We start from the raw sequence: 18,938 nt of genomic DNA on the forward strand, positions 1-18,938 counted from the left end.
AAAAAAAACGGATGAGGAAATCCTCATCCGTTAGTGCATTACGCGGTGGTACGCTCGTTCCAGGCGTCAGAATGGATAATGTTGCCATCCTTATACGTCCAGACGATCTTCTCGTAGCGCAGTTCAATCTGTTCCAGGTGGTTATGCTTCTCTTTAGCGGGATCTTTGATGTCGTACATCACAGGGTTTACTTTCACCACTTTCACGTTGTGCAGAGTGGTGTTGAAGTATTCCACTTCCTGACCCGCATCATTGATGCGATACCATTTAAACTCGGCCTGGCGCAGGGTCTGACCGGTAGTTACAGCCTTGTACAGATACGGGCTGGAGGCATCGATTTCCTTAGTGAAAAGGAACGGGGTATGAATGCGCGTCCCGGTCAACTTACCGGTGTTGTTATCGGTAGGGATGTACAGGTTATGTTCCTGAGCTACTACTTCGATACTGCCCACACGATCTTTTACATCAACAGAGCCTTTAATATCCGCGCCGCCGTCATCTTTCAGCCAAAGGTAGACTGGAATTGCCATAACTCTTTCTCCATTTTTACTTCGCTAATGCGTCACCGCTTTGCGGTGACGGTTCCTTCATGCCCGGCACCCGACAGGCATCAGCCTGCGGTACCAGACTGATCTCTACACGGCGGTTGGCAGCCCGACCCTCCGGCGTATCGTTGTTTTTGTAGGGACGTAATTCGCCGTAACCCTGAACGGCAAAACAACTCTCCGCGACGTCACCGGTATCACGCATCCAGTCGCGAACAGATTCCGCGCGTTTGAGAGAGAGTTGCTGATTAGATTTATCGTCACCCACATCATCGGTATGTCCGGCGATGACTATCAGCCAACCGGGCTTGGCTTTGATATTGACCAAAGCCCCAATGAGTACTTTTGTTGAGCCTGCTTTTAACGCCCATTTGCCCGTATCAAACAGCGACATACTGTCCAGGCGTACGGTTTGCGGAGAGGTCACTTTTGGTTTTTCAGGTGGCAGCCAGTCGCTGATGGCGGCCAGCAAAGGCGGGATCAATCTCATCCCCTGATACAATCCCATTGAAAGAGAAAGGGGTTCACCGCGCTGATACCAGCGATCGAGACGCTGCGCATCACGACGAAGCTGATCCTGTGCCTGAACCTTTGGCTCAACAGGATTACCGGTAAGATGGCGGTATAACGTCAGATGATCGTTTGTGATCCTGATGAGATGTTGGTTATTGATAAAGCTGCACGTCATCGCCAGTCCGACAAAAATACCGCATAGCAGACCACTTACGCCCACCGTACGTTGAAATGCTGTCAGCGCCCGACGGCGAGATAAAAAAGGCAGCGCTAAATCAGGAAAAGGCAGCAGCTCGGACACTGCTGACGTCGCAGGGGAAAGTGTTGTTTGCGCAGTGATATGCCGTTGCCACAGATTATTTTCGCAGACCGCTAATGAGGTGAAACATACCACCCGTAAAGCAGAAAAAAGAGGTGGAGCGTGGCGCTCCGTATCACCTTGCACCTTCTTCAGCCAGCCGAGTAAATTATCTAACCACACTGCATGTGTAAGATGAGAATGGCGAGCCGGGCGCTCTTGCGAAGAGAAAGGAACAAAATCGTCTAATCCCGTAGCCGACTGCACTTCTGCATCCTGGGGCGTTCGAATAAACCAACGTACAGCCTCATTGCATTGAGGCGAATTCAACCAACAGCACAGCCAAAACGGCGGTATACCTGATAACCAACGCCGACTCTGGGTCACCACACGCCGCCAACTGAGCAGCATGTGCTTAAGCGCGTCTTCATCATTATGCCGTTCCGGGATCAATGCCAGCATCACGGAAACGCGCATAAGAAGCCCCGGACGCTGCACAGCTATCTGACGAACCAGAGCAATATAATGCTCCGGGGACTGGACAGATAAATACCAGCCCTGCGAACTCTCGCAAGAATCGCCGCGTCCGGCAAACAAAGGGGCATTATCTCCACACACCAGCACAACAGGCCCACTGAAACTCTCCGGAGGGAGCGGAACTTCATGAGCCGAATGAGCAGACTTCAACCGACCATATTGACGCCAGCCATAAACGATCCCCGGAATGGAAAACAGTAAAATAAAGACGGTAAGGCCGCCCCGGACACCCGCACTTAACGGACTGAATCCCCAGACAAGCAACAAAGCCAGGACGGTTGCCAGCACATAGTTAACGATCCCTCGCAACTGAGCCATGTCTTAACCCTGCCCAATAAGCTGAGCAATCTGCCCTTGTAAGACATGAGAAAATGTTAACCACAAAGCACCCAGCGCCACCGCGCCGACAATCCATGCCAGCCACCAGCGGCGCTTACCGCCAGAAAAGCCGGAAGCCCGCATAATTACCGGCGCATCGTGCTTTAATTTAAAAGGCATCGCCTGAGTCGCCAGCGCTTCAAGAACATCTTCACGACGTTCGTCACCTTGCTCGCGATAGCGCCCCACAAAACCGAGCGTGATTGCGCGATAAAAGCAGGTTAATACGGCGGTATCAGGAACGGGCTCGCGCAGAACGGTACGGATGCGCTCCCAGAGTTCTTCCCCGGCATTGGTGGTGTTGAAAAAGCGGGCCTGTAAAGGTGTCGCAAGCCAGGTAATATAACCGCTATCCTGCCGGTTGCGGTTCAACACGCTTTCATCCAGTAACGCACATTGCGTGTAGAGCATGTGTTCAACGCTGTGTTCGCTGTACCCCATGTCACGCAATGTCTCACGCGCAGAATCAACCCATTGGCAGGCCCGGCGATAGAAAGCCGCCCCATCGTCGACTTCCGATCCGCCGCGTAACTGGCTGACAGCAAGCCAGGTTGGCCAGAATACCTGATCAATATCCTTATACATTTCAATCCCTTAATACAGCGAATAACTCAAGTTGAATCTCTCCCAGTGTTCCCGGCACATAGAAAGCGCAATTACCGGCGTCCAGCATGGCCTGGGCTGCTGGATGATTAATCTCAAGAGCAAAGTATTGATTTTCCAGTCGTAACGGGATGGCTGCAGGTACATGCGTCAGCGGTTTTAATGGAATACCGCTAAGTGCCACATTGACGACATCAGATACATCTGCCCGGCTCCCTGCTTTACAGAGCTGTGGAAATTGCGTTAGGAGGACATGCGCAGGAAGATCCGAACGAACGGAAAGGTAAAAATCAGCGCCTTCACGCAGTCGAGCATCCGACAATGCGCCATACCAGAACTGTCTCTCCTGCGTCAGTTCAATAGCGACAACGCGAGATGGCAGGCTGGCCTCCAGCAGTTCCACCAGGAGTGCAAACAGGGGTGGGAATACCTGCTGCAGATTGGCGTGCTGGTATGGAGGCACAACGCTGACATCATTTTCTAATGAAAAGGTCAGCAGACTGCCCGCTAACCGCGCGAGCTCACGCCACAAAAGTTCGGGATGACGGCCTGGGTTTTGCAGCATTTCTTTCAGAACGGGCTCTGAGCTATTAAGCGCATTCAGCAACCAAAACAACGAAACATCTGCTACCGCAAAATCCGCCATTCGTTCGTTACTTTCGCGGCGCAAGGCCATCAGGCGTCGACAACGAGCCTGGATACGATGCACCAAATCACTGAGCGAATTGATTAATGAGGGGCTGGCAGAGAGTGAAAGCGATGGGGGTAAAAAATCGCGTCCCAGCTCCCATTGCCCCTGAGCATTACGAATAAGGCAAGCTACCGGGCAAGTCAGGTAAGCGCTGTTATCGTCATGGGCATAGCGGAGGGTGATAGCATGCCGCAGCACTGCCATATCAGTCCGTTCCTGACCTGCGAGATCCTGTACTGGCAGCCACTCCTGCTGCCAGCGACACGGACGGCTAACGCCGTTGCCTGATGAAAGATTGCCGCCATTAGCCGAAAGCAGCGGCAACGCGAGGACGATATCAACGCTGCTGTAACCAGTAAGATGCGATAAATCACACGCCGGAGGCAGGTTATCTGAAATACCTGTATCCACTAACGTACCGTCAGGAAAGCGCACAACCAGATTAACGGGATTCAAACGGGAAACCGTTAGCGCACTTTCATCAAACTCCGCGCTGATGACGCCCCACGGTGATGAAAGCGACATGTGAGCAACAACGTCAGCTACATAGGCATCCCAACGTGTCTGTTGCTGAAACTGCTGGGGAGCCAGAAAGGCCCCCTCGCTCCATAACGGACGATAGATCTTCATCGCACCTCCTGTGCGCTGCGTCGTTAAGATTTCGACTTAGGCATTTGTGAAACTAACGACAAGCTGACGTCCATACCTTCAACCTGGAAATGCGGAATGGCATACAGGCGCACACGGAAGAAACCTGGGTTATCCTCAATATCCTCCACCACGACACGCCCATCACGCAGCGGGTGTGATGCCTGCAAGTCATCGCCAGGATCGGTCATTTCGGTTACCAGACTGCGCAGCCAGTTATTAAGTTCAAGCTCAAGCAGGCGGCGATCTTTGGTCGTTCCAATATTTTCTCGCTGCAGTATTTTCAGGTAATGAGCGATACGAGAAAGCAAGAAGATATACGGCAAACGAGAGTTAATCCGACTGTTAGCCGTCGCTTCCGGAGTATCAAACTGAGCAGGTTTTTGAGCCGAGTTAGCAGAGAAGAAACAGGCGTAATCACGATTCTTATAATAAGAAAGCGGAATAAAACCGAGGTTGGCAAATTCAAACTCCCGGGTTTCCGGAATCATCACCTCAGACGGGATCTTCACCTGATTACCGGTACCCAGATCGTACAAATGGATAGGCAAATCTTTCACCGCGCCGCCTGCCTGTGGCCCACGGATCTGGACGCACCAGCCATTCTTGATAAAACTTTTCACCATATTCACAGCGAAAGAGAAAGAGGCGCTGGTCCATAGATACTTTTCGTGATCCGGACCCTTAACTTCTTCAACATAGTTAAAACTGCGTACCGGCACGGTATCAGGGCCATACGGTAAACGACCCAGGACACGCGGCATAGTTAGCCCGATATAGCGTGAATCGTCGCTATCACGAAATGCTTTCCACTTGATGTATTCAGCACGTTCGAAATAATCATTGATATCTTTTATAGCTGCGACTTCTTCCATATTTTCTTTCAAGAAGAATTTCGGCCCAACGGAACCAATGAACGGCATATGACAGGCCGCCGACACGCCAGAAATATTGCGCAGCAGTGCAATATCCTGCGGACTGTTATCAAATTCGTACGCTGAAATCATTGCCGCAATGGGTTCGCCGCCAGGCTGATCGTATTCTTCAATATAAACATGGCGGTATAACCCGCTCTGGATAAGCTCCGGCGCATCGTCAAAGTCATCACGCAGCGCATCCTTGCTGATATCCATCATTTCTACACGGACATTTCGGCGAAAATCAATGCCGGTGATCATCGAATGCAAACCACGCCAGAGCGATTCTTGCTTCTGAAATTCAGCATGGTGCATAACTTCATTGACCTGATCGCTAATCTGCTTATCAAGACGAGCAATTTGCTCATCGAGCAGCGTTTTATCCAGGCGCTCTACGGGCTGCGCAGCATCCGCCAGACATGAAACCAGAACCTGAATAGCAGCAGTCACGCGTTCAGCGGGAGCGGCGTCAGAAAGCGCTTCATCGCTCTGCCATGCATCAACATTTTTTAATGTCGAAACCGGGGAAAGATTAATTTTGTCAAAGAGGGATTGATAAACGCTGCGTTCACTGGTCGTGGTGGTCGCGACTGAAGAGGTATGTTCCTGAACAGACATCAACATATTCCTTTTATGATCCTTTACTATTCCTGCCAATTGAGCGGAGGAAACCCTGTATAGCGTTAAATCTCTTCTGGCATCATGGTTGCCAGTTCATCACGCAGTTCCTGACTCAGGGCTGGATCTTTAAGGATAATTTCCAGCTCGCGACGAAAAGCAGCGTTATCAAGTAAGTTTGATTTCAGGTCACGAAGTAGGTTACGCATAGCCAACAGAACGCGTAATTGGGGGATATTTCGTGCGACCTGCTCGGGTTCAAAATCGCGGATATTTTTAAAGGTAAGGTTAATATCGTCCTTTCTGTCATCACCAGCCAACGTATTTTTAACACTCAGATTAACCACTGGTGAGAACTTAGCTAACACATCATTGAAATTATTCTTATTAATATCAACCTTTTCACGTTCAGATAGTGGTCGTTGTTCTCTACCATTACTGAAATCACCTACGGTCAAAAGTTTTAACGGCAATTCAACCTTTTTTTGAACGCCTCCGGTATGTAAATCTAACTTGATATTAACGCGTGCCGTCGGCACTTCATTCTGAAAACTGTCACCCATACGTCCCTCTCAGACCGGCGATTCCAGCCGATATTTTGCGTTTCCTAACGGAGCATTTTCCAATCGCTCAACGTGTTTCTTACAACGTCATTTCTGTGAGCCGTCAACAATGAATGTTAATGACAATTAATGATTATAATTAGTATGCCGACGTAATCCGATATATTCCCGGAGAGAAAACATGATCAATATCACTAATACACCAAATAATACATTAGCATTACTTATTTAAAAATAAAATCAAGAAATCATTTATCTAATACAAGCGACAGGAATTAATTAACCTTAAATACATTCATCAAATAAATACCTTTAAATTAAAACACATAATTGCAAAATATATTTACAGCCATATGCATAAACAATATTGATTATTAATTTATAATTACAGCCAATTTAACTATAAATAATAAAAGCCGGAGATATACTCCGGCTTTTTACAATTTAATTGAGAATACGCAAAAAGATTACTCTTCCTTCACCACAATCAGCGGTTCAATATCGCTCTCTTTTTTAATTACCAGCGACTCGTCGCCGCGCAGGCAGGTACCGCCGTAGTTACCGCCTACGGTGAAGGTACAAACCTGAATATATTTACCGGCAACTTTTGGCAGACACCAAAGCTGCTGATAAATGTTCTTCTGCTCGGCAAACTTACCGCTGGTTTTATCCAGGAGCTCTTCCTGGTGGCTCACCAGATCGATGTTGCTGCCACAACGTCCTGCAATAGGTTTCACCGCATAACCGGTTTTCGCCAGCTCTTCATTAACAGTGAAATCTGTATCAAGCAGATAGCGGTGATGTGGGAACAGTTGCCACAGAATAGGCAGAATCGCTTTGTTGCCAGGGATCACCGTCCACAGAGGTTCGAAGACCAACACTTCCGGGCGCAACAGCACGTCGATTAAACGCACTTCCTGATTCGTATGCCCGGTACGAATTGGCACCGCGGCGTACTCCGTTTCGCTGACCTCTCGCACCTGCTCAATCGCGGTTTCCCATGCCCAGGTTTTCCAGACGCAGTTCACCAGGCGACCGTCACCGTCAATCAACTGACCGGCGTCATCCCAACGTAGCTCATCGAGGCCACGCAGAATTTTGCTGTCAAACCCGGCCTGACGCAGCGCCTGCTGCATAAACTGCGCGTGATAGTTTTCCTCGATATCCTTATCCTGCATGATGTGGACAAAAGGTCGCGCGCGGCTGTGCTTCCAGGCCCCCGCCAGTTCGTTGATCAATCCTTCTGCCGGGTTGTGTCCCTGCCCTGTGTAGCCTCGCTCGGCCCATCTTTCGAGGATCAAACCGGCTTCAGTATGGCACGATGCGGAATCGGCGTTGTACTCATACACCTTCAGTCCGCGTTCATCCATACAGAAATCCATACGCCCCGTAATCATATGATGCCGACGACGCTGCCAGGAAAGGCGCAGGCGCGGCCAAAGGATTTTCGGGATGTCAAACAGCGCCAGCAGGTTATCGTCTTTCAGCACCTTGTCGGTCGCGTGCAGATACATCAGGTGCAGTTCGTTGGTGGCTTTGATCAGTTCTTGTTCGGCACTCTCGGTAATAGTGAAGTACTGATGCGGATCCTGATTAATAACGTGGCCGTTCGCCAGCACGTAGGCTTTTTGCAGCGGATCCTGCTCATCCAGCCATTTACCGTCAAACTGCCCGTTATCTTCCAGTCGGGCGCCGCCAATTTTCAGCGAGTCATTGGCGATCTCCGGCTGCGGCAAACTGTCTCGGGTATCATCGGTCTGGATCATCCAACCAAGAATGGTGGTGTCGTCAAAGGTATCACGCAGGGTGTAACACCCGTTTTCAACCACCATCTCCAGTTCGCGGGTCCACTGCTGTCCGGGAGGAAGCGGCGTATGGAGCACGTTCTGTTCGGCAATACGAATTTTGTTTTGCAGCAACTGGGTGACGACCGCCACATGCCCGGTATCTTTAAATTCACCGCCTTTTTGCCAGATAAGCAGAGCGCCTGCTACCGGCGCGCGGGGCGAACCATTCGGAAATGCCTGTAACGGCAGGATATTGTCATTCACCACTTCGCGCAGGAAGCGTAAGGAGAAGATCTCCCAGGCCATGCCCACATCGGTGAAGACCACGCCATAGTTAAGGAAGAGAAAACGGCGTGCGAACTCTACGCACTGCCATTTGTGGCCCATGTATTCATCGTCGATATAGCTGCGAAATGCCGCATCATCGTCGTAGTCCCGTGGGTCGAGGGAGCTGTAATCTGAAGAGTAGATTGCTACGCCGCCTGGGGCGTAGCCCAATAATGTCCCGAATGGGGCATCCTGACTGGTCGTTCCTTTGCTCATGCACCTTACCTCAAAACAATACAGCCTGAGCAGGTTGGCGTGAATTTTTCGCTCTGATTACCTGCTCTGCGACACTAACCGGACAGAGGTCGATATCATCATACACCTCAACGCAGCGACTGGCGCTCAGAGGCGAAAAATTCACAGCAGGAACTACGCTTTTGTCAGGGTGACCGGTACGCTTTTATACGCCGGAGTCAAACTTTGTGTGTCTACCGCTTCCAGCGAAAGCAGGACATTCGCTTCAGGCAGATAAGCGCCTATTGAGCCCGCCGCCATGTTGTAAATCACTACTGTTAAGCCGTACATGATGCGATCCGCGCAGGGCTGGCCGTTGTCGTCCAGCGCCTGAATATTGACCACATCGCCCTGGTCCAGGCCACGGCTCGCCGCCTCTTCGGCGCTTAAAAACACCACATCCCGACGACCGGCAATGCCACGATAGCGGTCGTTCATACCATAAATAGTGGTGTTGTACTGATCGTGACTACGCAGCGTCGCCAGAACCAATGCATCGGCAGGCTGATTTTCCCGCTCAACCGCCCGCTGATAGCTGACGATAAAGTTGGCTTTACCATTCGCCGTTCGCCATTCACGGCGCGAAGCGGGCGTATCCATTCGAAATCCTCCCGGCTCGGCAATACGTGCGTTGTAGTTGTGGAATGCGGGGATCACGGTTTCAATGGCGTCACGGATCAACGTGTAATCTCCGGTTAACGCTTCCCAGTTTACCGGCGAAAGCGGCAGCGTGGCGCGCGCCATGCCTGCCACAATCGCGGGCTCCGATTTTAACCAGCGGGAAGCCGGTTTCAGCGCGCCGCAGGAAGCGTGGACCATCGACATCGAATCTTCGACGGTGACTGACTGAATCCCCGTCGCCTGCATATCGCGCTCCGTTCGCCCTAATGCAGGCAGCAGGTAGTTATGTTTGGCCAGCAGCAAATGCGATCTGTTCAGCTTGGTCGCCACATGGACCTGCAGATCCAGATGTTTCATCGCCGCAAAGGTACGCTGCGGCTGCGGCATCGCCACCGCCAAATTGCCGCCCATGCAGATAAGCGCTTTTGCGTCTCCCCGCTCGATGGCGCGAATACTTTCCACGCTGGAGCGGCCATGTTTGCGCGGAACGCGGATAGAAAAATGCGTCTCAAGGCGTTGCAGGAAATCTTCGGACGCCGCTTCGTTGATCCCCACGGAACGATCGCCCTGCACGTTAGAGTGACCGCGCAACGGGCAGATCCCCGCGCCCGGCTTACCCATATTGCCTTTCAGCAGCAGCAGGTTTACCAGTTGCTGGACGTTCTCAGTGCCGTTTTTATGCTGGGTGATGCCCAGTCCATAACAAACGATAGTGGCACTGGATTTACTGTAGCTGTGCGCCAGGTCTTCCATCTGGCTACGCGTCAGACCCGAGTCCTGCTCCAGCTCCGCCCAGTTATGCTGACGTAAGTCGTCATACAGCGCTGCATATCCCGCGGTATGCTCTTCGATAAACGCATGATCGAGCGTCGGCTGCTGATCCAGTAAGATCCGCGCTTCGTCCATTTCGATCAGCGCTTTCATGATGCCTTTGAGCAGCGAAGCGTCACCGCCCATTTTTACCTGGTAGTAGTCGTTGCTTAGCTCCGTTGCCTGACCGGTGAACATCTCTTTCGGGCTTTGCGGGAAGCTAAAGCGCTCAAGTCCCCGCTCGGCCAGGGGATTGATGGAGATAATTTTAGCGCCACGCCTGGCAACGTCGCGTAAGGTGGTCAGCATGCGTGGATGGTTAGTGCCGGGGTTATGCCCGATACAAATCACCAAATCGCAGTGGTCAAAATCCTCCAGTTCAACGGTCCCTTTCCCAAGGCCAATGGCAGGAGTTAGCCCTGCGCTGGTCGGTCCGTGGCACATGTTTGAGCAATCAGGGAAGTTGCTGCTGCCATATTCGCGGGCAAACAGCTGATACAAGAACGCCGCTTCATTTGATGTTCTGCCGGAGGTGTAAAACTCAACCTGTTGTGCTGAATCATAGCTGCGCAGACGCTCGCCGATCTCCTGGAAGGCGATATCCCAATCCACCGACTGCCAGGTGTCTGTTGAGGCATCGTATTTCATTGGATGCGTCAAACGACCGATATTTTCCAGTTCATAATCGCTGTAGTGCCAGAGTGTAGAAACCGGATGACGGCTGAAAAATTCCGGTGACGCTTTCTTGCTGGTTGTCTCCCAGGAGACCGCCTTAACGCCGTTTTCGCACAACTCCATTGGCGCACGGTGCCCTGGGTCCGGCCACGCACAGCCCGGACAATCGAACCCTTTCACCTGGTTCATTTTGAACATCGCGATAATGTCACGGGCGACAGCCTTTTGCGAAAACACCGAAGCAGTGACGGCTTTTACCGCGCCCCACCCACCCGCCGGGCCCTGATAACCGCTTACTCCTGGAACACCATTTTTCATTATTACTGCTTATTCACCGCCAATTTTTGATGGTGAATACGGTAGCAATTTCCGTCCAACATTGATTTCCTCTTCATGGAGTACGGACCGGGTACAATGAACGGGTTAGATTTATCTTCCCCTTTCAGCACAAAGCGACATAAAGTCCCAATCTGTTAAATTGAGTTCTACCTAACTGCTACACTGCATCAACACAACCACTCAGAAGGCAGGTCAATATGTCAGACAATACCTATCAGCCCGCGAAAGTCTGGACGTGGGAAAAATCGAACGGCGGCGCTTTCGCCAATATCAACCGTCCTGTTTCCGGTGCCACCCACGAAAAAACGCTGCCGGTTGGCAAGCATCCGCTGCAGCTCTATTCGCTGGGTACGCCAAACGGGCAGAAAGTGACGATTATGCTGGAGGAGCTGCTGGCGCAGGGCGTGAAAGGCGCAGAATACGATGCCTGGATTATCCGCATCGGCGATGGCGATCAGTTTTCCAGCGGCTTTGTTGAAGTGAATCCGAACTCGAAGATCCCGGCGCTGCGCGACCACTCGCAAAACCCACCGGTTCGCGTATTCGAATCTGGCGCAATTCTGCTCTATCTGGCGGAAAAATATGGTTATTTCCTGCCGCAAGATTTGGCAAAACGTACCGAAACGCTGAACTGGCTGTTCTGGCTACAAGGCGCGGCGCCGTTCCTCGGCGGTGGTTTTGGCCACTTCTATAACTATGCGCCGGTAAAAATCGAGTACGCGATCAACCGCTTCACGATGGAAGCCAAGCGCTTACTCGACGTGCTGGATAAGCAGCTAGCACAGCATCAGTTTGTGGCCGGAGATGAATACACCATTGCCGATATGGCGGTCTGGCCGTGGTTTGGCAATGTGGTGCTGGGCAACGTGTACGACGCGGCAGAGTTCCTCGACGCAGGAAGTTACAAGCACGTGCAGCGCTGGGCAAAAGAGATTGCAGCGCGCCCGGCGGTTAAGCGTGGTCGTATTGTAAACCGCACTAATGGACCGCTGAACGAGCAACTTCATGAACGCCATGACGCCAGCGACTTCGATACCAATACCGAAGATAAGCGCCAAGGTTAACGTAAGATGCCGGATGGCGGCGCTAACGCCTTATCCGGCCTACATATAAGGCGCGGGCCTGATAAGCGCTGCGCCATCCGGCATAAAATCACGCGCTGGTGACGTCGTACTCCATGCGGCGAAGTGCGTCTAACGTGGCTTTAGCTTCATCTTCATCAATGATGCTCATGGCGAACCCTACGTGCACCAGCACCCATTGCCCGACAAGCTCAGCCGTATCACCTTCACAAATCAGGGCAATATTGACATCACGTTTGATGCCGCACACTTCAACCTGCGCAAGCTGGTGAATATCTTCACCAACGGCCAGAACCTGACCAGGGACTCCAATACACATATCTGACTCCGCCCCATAGCAACTATGGGTTATTCGACTTCAATACTTTTCACTTTCAGTGAATCGCCAGCATCAACCCGCAGACGATCGCCCTGACATTGTGGACACTGCGCGTCATGCTGGGTGATTTCCACAACCTGACTGCAATCCCAGCACCACGCCTGGGCTGGTTTGTAATCAATATGCAGTTCACACCCCTGGGCCAGCGTTCCCTGACAGACGATGTCGAAACTAAACCGAACGGCGCTCTCTTCAATGCAGGAGAGCGCCCCGATTTCCAGCCAAACGCCGGTTACACGTTTGACACCGTGCTGCTCTGCCTGCTGTTGAACAATCTCAACCGCGCTCTGACAAAGGGACAGCTCATGCATTTTCGCAGTTCCGACGACCCAGCAGCAGCGCGCGGCGATTTAGCTGCGGCGCATTCGGATCGCTCACCGGCAGCGATAACAGCATGCGCGCGCAATCGTCAGTCAGACGGACGCCTTCTTGCGCCGACATACTGTGCGAAAGCGGCGACATCAGTGAGCAGGAGAAATATTGCGATACGCCGTCCAGTTCACCCACGGTAAAGGTCATCTCGCCATACGGCAGACGCAACCCGACTTTTTCGCTGACTTTACGCACCGGCCAGATCTGGTCCGGTCCGGGGAAAATCAGTGCGCTCAGCATCCAGGGCGTGATAACACACCCCGTCCACTGTCCTTCAAACAGCGTAAAATCAGAGACATATACCGGCATGTTCGGATGCAGGAAAGAGAGATCGTGCATTGAACGCCGGGCAACCTCTTCAAACGCTGCCTGAATCTGCATCTTCGGGGCCGTCTGAAAACCGACAAACTCCTCAGACATGAGCCGCCTCCCGAGGGATCGCTTCAACGCCTGATTCGCGAAGCGCGGCAAGAACCTGCTCAAGCGCAGGTTCGATCATCGCTTCAACCGTTGGCGTTAGCCCGATATGCGGTTCCAGCGATTCCGGAATAACGCCGACTAAGGTCAGCTTTTTCGGAAACTCGCCGGTAAAACGCAGGGCCGACAATACGTCGGCCAGGCCAAGCTGGTGCGGTGAGATTTTGTTGGTAAACAGCGCCGGGATCTCTTCATCCCGCAGGACCATCATCGTTCCTGGCGTGCTTTTCTTCGACACAATGGCGTCAGCAATGATCAGATGATCTCTGTTCGCCATATCGCCGAGAAGCTCCATCCCAGCCGTACCACCGTCCAGAACATCAACAAAGTCTGGCAGGATGTACCGCTGCTCTAATGCCTCAACGATACGCACCCCGATGGCTTCGTCGGTCAGCAAAATATTGCCGACCCCTAAGACTAATATCCGCATTACAGAACCTTAACTGAGACCACTTCGTTCCCGTCAACGTCCACCACATGCACCGCACATGACATACAAGGGTCGAAGGAGTGAATGGTACGAACCACTTCCAGCGGTTTGTTTGGATCGGCAATCGGCGTACCTACCAGCGAGCGCTCATACGGTCCCACTTCATCATTAAAGTTACGTGGGCCAGAGTTCCAGGTTGACGGAACAACCGCCTGGTAGTTGCTGATAATACCGTCTTTAATCACCATCCAGTGAGACAGCATACCGCGCGGTGCTTCGAGGAAACCAACACCTTTGAATTCGCCCGTTGCCGGAATATCCGGTTTCACGAAGGTGGTGTGGTCGCCTTTACCGATGTTCACAATCAGCGCGTTGTACTGATCCTGCAGAACGTTCTGCAGTTCACAGCAGTGAACGGTACGGCCAATAATACGGCCCAGCGTAGAGTGCAGCTGTGACACTTCGATAGTTTTACCGGTCAGCTTGGTGTAAATCGCGATGATTTCATTCAGCTTGGCATGGGTAGACTCGCGTTTAGCCGCCAGTTTACACAGCATGTTGGCCAGCGGCCCCACTTCAACCGTTTTACCGTAGAAGGTCGGCGCTTTAACCCAGGAATATTTGCCGTCATCTGACCAACCGGTGTAATCAGGAACCGTTGTGCCTTCCCACGGAGCCTGCGGCGCTTCGTCTTTGTACCACGCGTGTTTCGCGCTTTCCTGAATCCCTTTGATCAGGTATTCATCGGAATGAGAGGTGATCGGACGATAGGTCGACAGATCGGCATCGGTGATATAACCGCCAGGGAACAGGAAGCTGCCGTTTTTACCGTCAGTCGGGAATTCCGGCGCGCTCAGATAGTTAACCGCACCCTGACCACGTTCCAGCCACTCAGGATAGAACGCCGCAATAACCGCGGTATCTACCTTGTAAACCTGCTCAACGAAGTCGCTCAGCTTATCGATGAAGGACTTGATGTACATCAGGCGCTCAAGGTTCAGCACGCCGAGGCCGTCGAGGTTAATTGGGTTAGCAACCCCCCCTACCGCCAGGTTCTGGATGTGCGGCGTTTTACCGCCCAACAGCGCCACAACGCGGTTGGCATCTCGCTGGCATTCCAGCGCCTGCAGGTAGTGAGCGACCGCAATCAGGTTTACTTCCGGCGGCAGCTGCATTGCCGGATGACCCCAGCAACCGTTGGCAAAAATGCCTAACTGACCGCTGGCGACAAGATCTTTGATCTTGTTCTGAACCTTGGTGAACTCTTCTGCGCTGTTCAGGTGCCAGGAGGACACGCCGTTCAGCATGGCAGACGCTTTCGCAGGGTCAGCTTTCAGGGCAGAGGTGATATCCACCCAGTCCAGCGCAGACAGCTGATAGAAGTGAACAATGTGGTCATGCGTGGTGTGCGCAGCGAGAATGATGTTACGGATATACTGTGCGTTTACCGGAACATCAATATTCAGCGCGCTTTCTGCTGCACGAACGGAAGAGATAGCGTGAGTGGTCGTACAAACGCCACAGATACGCTGCACAATCATCCAGGCATCGCGCGGATCGCGGTTTTTCACGATCTCTTCCATGCCGCGCCACATGGTACCGGAAGCCCATGCTTTAGATACCACGCCATTATCGATTTCGCAGTCGATGCGTAAATGACCCTCAATACGGGTTACCGGATCAATAGTAATTCTCTGGCTCATGCTTTGCTCGCCTCATGACGATTTTGATCGTTTTGTTTTAAAGGAGGAAGTATCGGCAGTAGACGAATGAGTACGATGTATGCACAAATCTCAATAGCCACAAAACCAATAGAAATCAACAGTTCTTCCCAGGTCGGGAAGTAGTGGTAGCCACCACCAGGATTGAACGCCACCAGCGAATAGGACAGACGCCATGTTGCACAACCCAGCAATGCGCTCAGCGCAGACAGATACAGCATGCGCGAGTCATTACGCAACTTAGTGACGCGCAGCACCACCAGCGGGAAGACCATCAGCACGACTTCAAGCCAGAACATCAGGGAGTAAAGATCGCCTGAGAACGCATAGGACAGCTTGTCGCGATAGATCAGTTCGCCAAAGCGCAGTACCACGAAAATCGCCAGCAGCACGCTGATGGTATTCGTCAGCTTGATGAACAAACTTTTCTCGTCCGGACCGTTACCTTTCAGACCGGCTTGTACCAACGAGCCTTCAAAGATGACGATCGAGAAGCCCATAATAAAAGCGGTTAATACGGAGAAAAGCGGCAACATTTCATAAGCTTGCCAGAGCGGATGCACCTTATAACCCGCAGAAATCATCAATGAACCCATTGAAGACTGGTGCATGGTTGGCAGCAGCGCGCCGAGGGCAATAATAAAGAACATCACTTTATTCAAACGCTTGAGAGAAACTTTCCATCCCAGACGTTCAAACAGAGCCGGAGCAAATTCCAGCGCCATGATGCCGATATAGATGGTCATACAGACCGCCGTTTCGAACAGTACCGAGTTCACGTTGAAGTGGCCCGGAATGTAGAAATACGGCAGGTTCCAGTAACGACCAACGTCAATGGTGATCGACAGACCACCCAGCGAGTAGCCAAACAAGCTCGCCAGCAGCGCCGGACGTACCAGCGGATGGTATTGTCCTCTGTTGAAAACATACACCGCCCATGCCAGCGCCCAACCGCCGCACGCGAAGCCGGTACCAATCAACAGGTCAAACGCGATCCATACACCCCATGGGAAACCACCGTTCAGATCGGAGACTGAGCCCAATCCGAAGACCAGACGTTTCACGATCAGGAGCATACACAGGACGATAAGCGGCCCAAAAATAATGACCGGTTTGCTGATTATTTTTCCGCCCAGCGGTTTAGGATCATGACTCATGATCGTCTCCTCCATCGTGATGGTCGTTTTTCGTATTACGACGAACCAGCACGGTTAAGCCCGCCAGCGCAGCCAGGGGTAATATCATGCCCTTGTACAGGGAATGTTGAACATGTTCGGAACGCGCACCGGTTGAAAGATCATCCAGTTTAGGCAGATCCAAATCCTCGTAAGGAACACCTGTCAGAACCATTACCTGAGTACCACCCCCCTCTTTCTCGCCGTACAAATGGGGGTAATACTTCGGTACCGTATGCAGATAGGTATCACCTGCTTTCACCGTCTGACGCGGATAGTGGTATTCGCTGCCCGGCTTCAGGGCGAGACGTTTTTTCGCCTCAGCCATCAGCTCTTCACGCGTACCAAAAATCACCGCACCGGCAGGGCATACTTCAACACAACCCGGTAAACCGCCTTTGTCCAGACGCTCAACCCCTTTCTGGTTACACAGTTCACACTTGTGAAGCGCACCAAACGGGTTGTTGTAGTCGTACTTAGGCACGTTGTATGGGCAGGCGACCATGCAGTAACGACAGCCTGTGCAGACATCTTTGTCATAGTGGACGATGCCGGTTTTTGGATCTTTCTTCAGCGCAGAGACTGGGCAAACGGAGACGCAGTTCGGATCGACACAGTGCATGCACTGTTTCTTAATGTATGCGTAGCCATTTTCTTCCTGGTCTTTGTTAACGCCTGTTCCGCTACGCCACACCTGAATGATGTTATTGGTATACGGCGACAGTTTGTCGTTGTTTGACCAGGTCTGCTCGCCTTCCGGATTACGCGCAGGGAAGTTGATATCCTGACACTTGGTGACACAAGCCTGGCAGCCTACACACAGCGTTGAGTCATAGAGCATCCCTAAAGAACCTGGGATCGGCGGACGGTTTTCTGCAGCCGCATGGCTGATGGACGGCGCAGCGCCCAACAGCAATGCCCCGCTGGAGGCTGCTTTAATAAAGTTACGTCTGTTCACGGTTATTCTCCCCGTGAGTCAGCGTTATCTTTCTTCTGCTGACGACCCAGTTCACGAACCGCCATCACGCTGACGCCGGCAACCAGTCCTACTACGCCACCAAGCAACCCAATCGCTCCGGCAGAAACATTGCCGCCTTCTTTCATATTGACGTCAGGTTTTTCGGAACGCGGCGTTTGGTTTTCCACATGAGCAAGCTGGTGAATACCTTTATGGAAACCGATACCTTCTTCGTTACAGCCATAGCAAGGGTGACCGATAGCCACCGGCCATACGCCTCCAACATCGCAGAATTGCAGCGTTGAGCAGTTGCCGTAGGTTTCTGGTCCTTTACAGCCGAGATGGTAGAGGCACCAACCTTCACGGTGACCTTCATCGCCAAACTCTTTCGCAAAACGGCCTGCGTCAAAGTGCGGGCGACGCTCGCAGTGTTCGTGAATCAAACGGCCATAGGCGAATGTCGGACGGTTTTTGGTATCCAGTTTCGGCGGCTTACCGTAGGTGATGATATGCGCGACCGTGGCGAGGAAGTTGTGCGGGTTCGGCGGACAGCCGGGGATGTTGATGATGGTTTTGCCTGGCAGAACTTCCTGCAAGCCGACGGCACCCGTTGGGTTAACGCCAGCAGCAGCAACACCACCCCATGCGGCGCAAGAGCCGATAGCAATGATAGCGGCTGCGCCTTCTGCGGCCCGACGAATGTGATCCACGATCGGCTCACCGGCAACCATGCAGTAAATACCATTGTCTTTCAGTGGGATAGAACCATCTACAACCAAAACATATTGCCCTTTGTACTTCTCCAGAGCGTTATGTTTATTCTCTTCAACCTGATGGCCGAAGGCGGCGGAGAGCACCTCATGGTATTCCAGAGAGATGGTCTCCAGAACGAGGTTTTCCACTGTAGGGTGTGTCGCGCGAAGTAGCGATTCAGTACAACCCGTACACTCCTGAGCCCCAATCCAGATAACCGGTGGGCGCTGAGGACGAGAAACTGATTCGGCCATTTCTGCGGCGGCTTTGCTACTGAGCCCCATGGTAGCGGCCAGTGCTGCACAAAGCTTCATGAAATCACGGCGATTAATGCCGTTCGAATTGATGAGAGAGTTATCTCCAGTCATTTTATAGTTATTCCGTTGCGAAGACCTGGCTTTTATTTTGCACCATTCGCATGTTGCATATTGCGATCGGCGCGCCATTACCACACTTTTTATATGGTTATGTGCATTATAATACTTCG

At 52.0% G+C, this 18,938-nt stretch carries 17 protein-coding genes; 1 reads left to right on the forward strand and 16 read right to left on the reverse strand.

Annotated features, from left to right (window positions below; all coding sequences use genetic code 11):
- Window positions 1-38: 38 nt before the first annotated feature.
- The 8 genes from hcp to LA337_19600 all read right to left on the reverse strand — a co-directional run bounded on the left by hcp (window position 39) and on the right by LA337_19600 (window position 11,083).
- Window positions 39-530, reverse strand: coding sequence for a type VI secretion system tube protein Hcp (gene hcp, locus LA337_19565; GenBank protein ID UBI15336.1), 492 nt, complete (start codon window positions 528-530; stop codon window positions 39-41).
- Between the two features lie 16 nt (window positions 531-546).
- Window positions 547-2,211, reverse strand: a complete 1,665-nt coding sequence (locus LA337_19570; GenBank protein ID UBI15337.1) for an OmpA family protein — start codon at window positions 2,209-2,211, stop codon at window positions 547-549.
- Window positions 2,212-2,214: 3 nt separating this feature from the next.
- The gene (gene tssL, locus LA337_19575; protein UBI15338.1) at window positions 2,215-2,856 is read right to left on the reverse strand and encodes a type VI secretion system protein TssL, short form; all 642 of its coding nucleotides are present in this window, start codon (window positions 2,854-2,856) and stop codon (window positions 2,215-2,217) included.
- 1 nt (window position 2,857) lies between these two features.
- Window positions 2,858-4,195, reverse strand: a complete 1,338-nt coding sequence (gene tssK, locus LA337_19580) for a type VI secretion system baseplate subunit TssK (protein ID UBI15339.1) — start codon at window positions 4,193-4,195, stop codon at window positions 2,858-2,860.
- Between the two features lie 23 nt (window positions 4,196-4,218).
- Window positions 4,219-5,748, reverse strand: a complete 1,530-nt coding sequence (gene tssC, locus LA337_19585; protein UBI15340.1) for a type VI secretion system contractile sheath large subunit — start codon at window positions 5,746-5,748, stop codon at window positions 4,219-4,221.
- A 65-nt stretch (window positions 5,749-5,813) separates the two neighbouring features.
- Complete coding sequence (tssB, locus tag LA337_19590) at window positions 5,814-6,311, reverse strand: type VI secretion system contractile sheath small subunit (GenBank protein UBI15341.1); 498 nt, start codon at window positions 6,309-6,311, stop codon at window positions 5,814-5,816.
- A 467-nt stretch (window positions 6,312-6,778) separates the two neighbouring features.
- Window positions 6,779-8,641: a bifunctional glutathionylspermidine amidase/synthase gene (gss, locus tag LA337_19595; protein ID UBI15342.1), complete on the reverse strand. Its 1,863-nt coding sequence runs from the start codon at window positions 8,639-8,641 to the stop codon at window positions 6,779-6,781.
- Window positions 8,642-8,794: 153 nt separating this feature from the next.
- Window positions 8,795-11,083, reverse strand: coding sequence for an FdhF/YdeP family oxidoreductase (locus tag LA337_19600; GenBank protein UBI15343.1), 2,289 nt, complete (start codon window positions 11,081-11,083; stop codon window positions 8,795-8,797).
- A 218-nt stretch (window positions 11,084-11,301) separates the two neighbouring features.
- Between LA337_19600 and yghU the strand changes: the two genes are divergently transcribed.
- A complete protein-coding gene (gene yghU / locus LA337_19605; protein UBI15344.1) occupies window positions 11,302-12,168 on the forward strand; it encodes a glutathione-dependent disulfide-bond oxidoreductase in 867 nt (288 codons plus the stop codon).
- Window positions 12,169-12,256: 88 nt separating this feature from the next.
- Here the strand turns inward: yghU and hybG are convergent, their stop codons facing one another.
- The 8 genes from hybG to hybO are packed head-to-tail and all read right to left on the reverse strand — an operon-like array spanning window position 12,257 to window position 18,819.
- The gene (hybG, locus tag LA337_19610; GenBank protein ID UBI15345.1) at window positions 12,257-12,505 is read right to left on the reverse strand and encodes a hydrogenase maturation factor HybG; all 249 of its coding nucleotides are present in this window, start codon (window positions 12,503-12,505) and stop codon (window positions 12,257-12,259) included.
- 29 nt (window positions 12,506-12,534) lie between these two features.
- Window positions 12,535-12,876, reverse strand: a complete 342-nt coding sequence (hypA, locus tag LA337_19615; GenBank protein UBI15346.1) for a hydrogenase maturation nickel metallochaperone HypA — start codon at window positions 12,874-12,876, stop codon at window positions 12,535-12,537.
- Window positions 12,869-13,357 (reverse strand): hydrogenase-2 assembly chaperone, encoded by a 489-nt coding sequence (gene hybE, locus LA337_19620; protein ID UBI15347.1) that lies wholly within the window; start codon window positions 13,355-13,357, stop codon window positions 12,869-12,871. Before hybE ends, hypA begins: the two co-directional genes overlap by 8 nt.
- Window positions 13,350-13,844, reverse strand: coding sequence for a HyaD/HybD family hydrogenase maturation endopeptidase (locus tag LA337_19625; protein UBI15348.1), 495 nt, complete (start codon window positions 13,842-13,844; stop codon window positions 13,350-13,352). The genes hybE and LA337_19625 overlap by 8 nt, the downstream gene beginning before the upstream one ends.
- Entirely contained in the window at window positions 13,844-15,547 is a 1,704-nt protein-coding gene (hybC, locus tag LA337_19630) for a hydrogenase 2 large subunit (GenBank protein ID UBI15349.1), read from the reverse strand. The genes LA337_19625 and hybC overlap by 1 nt, the downstream gene beginning before the upstream one ends.
- Complete coding sequence (hybB, locus tag LA337_19635; GenBank protein UBI15350.1) at window positions 15,544-16,722, reverse strand: Ni/Fe-hydrogenase cytochrome b subunit; 1,179 nt, start codon at window positions 16,720-16,722, stop codon at window positions 15,544-15,546. Before hybB ends, hybC begins: the two co-directional genes overlap by 4 nt.
- Window positions 16,712-17,698 (reverse strand): hydrogenase 2 operon protein HybA, encoded by a 987-nt coding sequence (hybA, locus tag LA337_19640; GenBank protein UBI15351.1) that lies wholly within the window; start codon window positions 17,696-17,698, stop codon window positions 16,712-16,714. Before hybA ends, hybB begins: the two co-directional genes overlap by 11 nt.
- A gap of 2 nt (window positions 17,699-17,700) precedes the next feature.
- Entirely contained in the window at window positions 17,701-18,819 is a 1,119-nt protein-coding gene (gene hybO, locus LA337_19645; protein UBI15352.1) for a hydrogenase 2 small subunit, read from the reverse strand.
- Window positions 18,820-18,938: the final 119 nt, after the last annotated feature.

The organism is Citrobacter europaeus (assembly GCA_020099315.1).
Classification (GTDB): Bacteria; Pseudomonadota; Gammaproteobacteria; order Enterobacterales; family Enterobacteriaceae; genus Citrobacter; species Citrobacter europaeus.

Coding starts and splice junctions, on each gene's coding strand:
- hcp (UBI15336.1), bottom strand. CDS start 530: ATGGCAATTCCAGTCTACCTTTGGCTGAAAGATGACGGCGGCGCGGAT.
- LA337_19570 (UBI15337.1), bottom strand. CDS start 2,211: ATGGCTCAGTTGCGAGGGATCGTTAACTATGTGCTGGCAACCGTCCTG.
- tssL (UBI15338.1), bottom strand. CDS start 2,856: ATGTATAAGGATATTGATCAGGTATTCTGGCCAACCTGGCTTGCTGTC.
- tssK (UBI15339.1), bottom strand. CDS start 4,195: ATGAAGATCTATCGTCCGTTATGGAGCGAGGGGGCCTTTCTGGCTCCC.
- tssC (UBI15340.1), bottom strand. CDS start 5,748: ATGTCTGTTCAGGAACATACCTCTTCAGTCGCGACCACCACGACCAGT.
- tssB (UBI15341.1), bottom strand. CDS start 6,311: ATGGGTGACAGTTTTCAGAATGAAGTGCCGACGGCACGCGTTAATATC.
- gss (UBI15342.1), bottom strand. CDS start 8,641: ATGAGCAAAGGAACGACCAGTCAGGATGCCCCATTCGGGACATTATTG.
- LA337_19600 (UBI15343.1), bottom strand. CDS start 11,083: ATGAAAAATGGTGTTCCAGGAGTAAGCGGTTATCAGGGCCCGGCGGGT.
- yghU (UBI15344.1), top strand. CDS start 11,302: ATGTCAGACAATACCTATCAGCCCGCGAAAGTCTGGACGTGGGAAAAA.
- hybG (UBI15345.1), bottom strand. CDS start 12,505: ATGTGTATTGGAGTCCCTGGTCAGGTTCTGGCCGTTGGTGAAGATATT.
- hypA (UBI15346.1), bottom strand. CDS start 12,876: ATGCATGAGCTGTCCCTTTGTCAGAGCGCGGTTGAGATTGTTCAACAG.
- hybE (UBI15347.1), bottom strand. CDS start 13,357: ATGTCTGAGGAGTTTGTCGGTTTTCAGACGGCCCCGAAGATGCAGATT.
- LA337_19625 (UBI15348.1), bottom strand. CDS start 13,844: ATGCGGATATTAGTCTTAGGGGTCGGCAATATTTTGCTGACCGACGAA.
- hybC (UBI15349.1), bottom strand. CDS start 15,547: ATGAGCCAGAGAATTACTATTGATCCGGTAACCCGTATTGAGGGTCAT.
- hybB (UBI15350.1), bottom strand. CDS start 16,722: ATGAGTCATGATCCTAAACCGCTGGGCGGAAAAATAATCAGCAAACCG.
- hybO (UBI15352.1), bottom strand. CDS start 18,819: ATGACTGGAGATAACTCTCTCATCAATTCGAACGGCATTAATCGCCGT.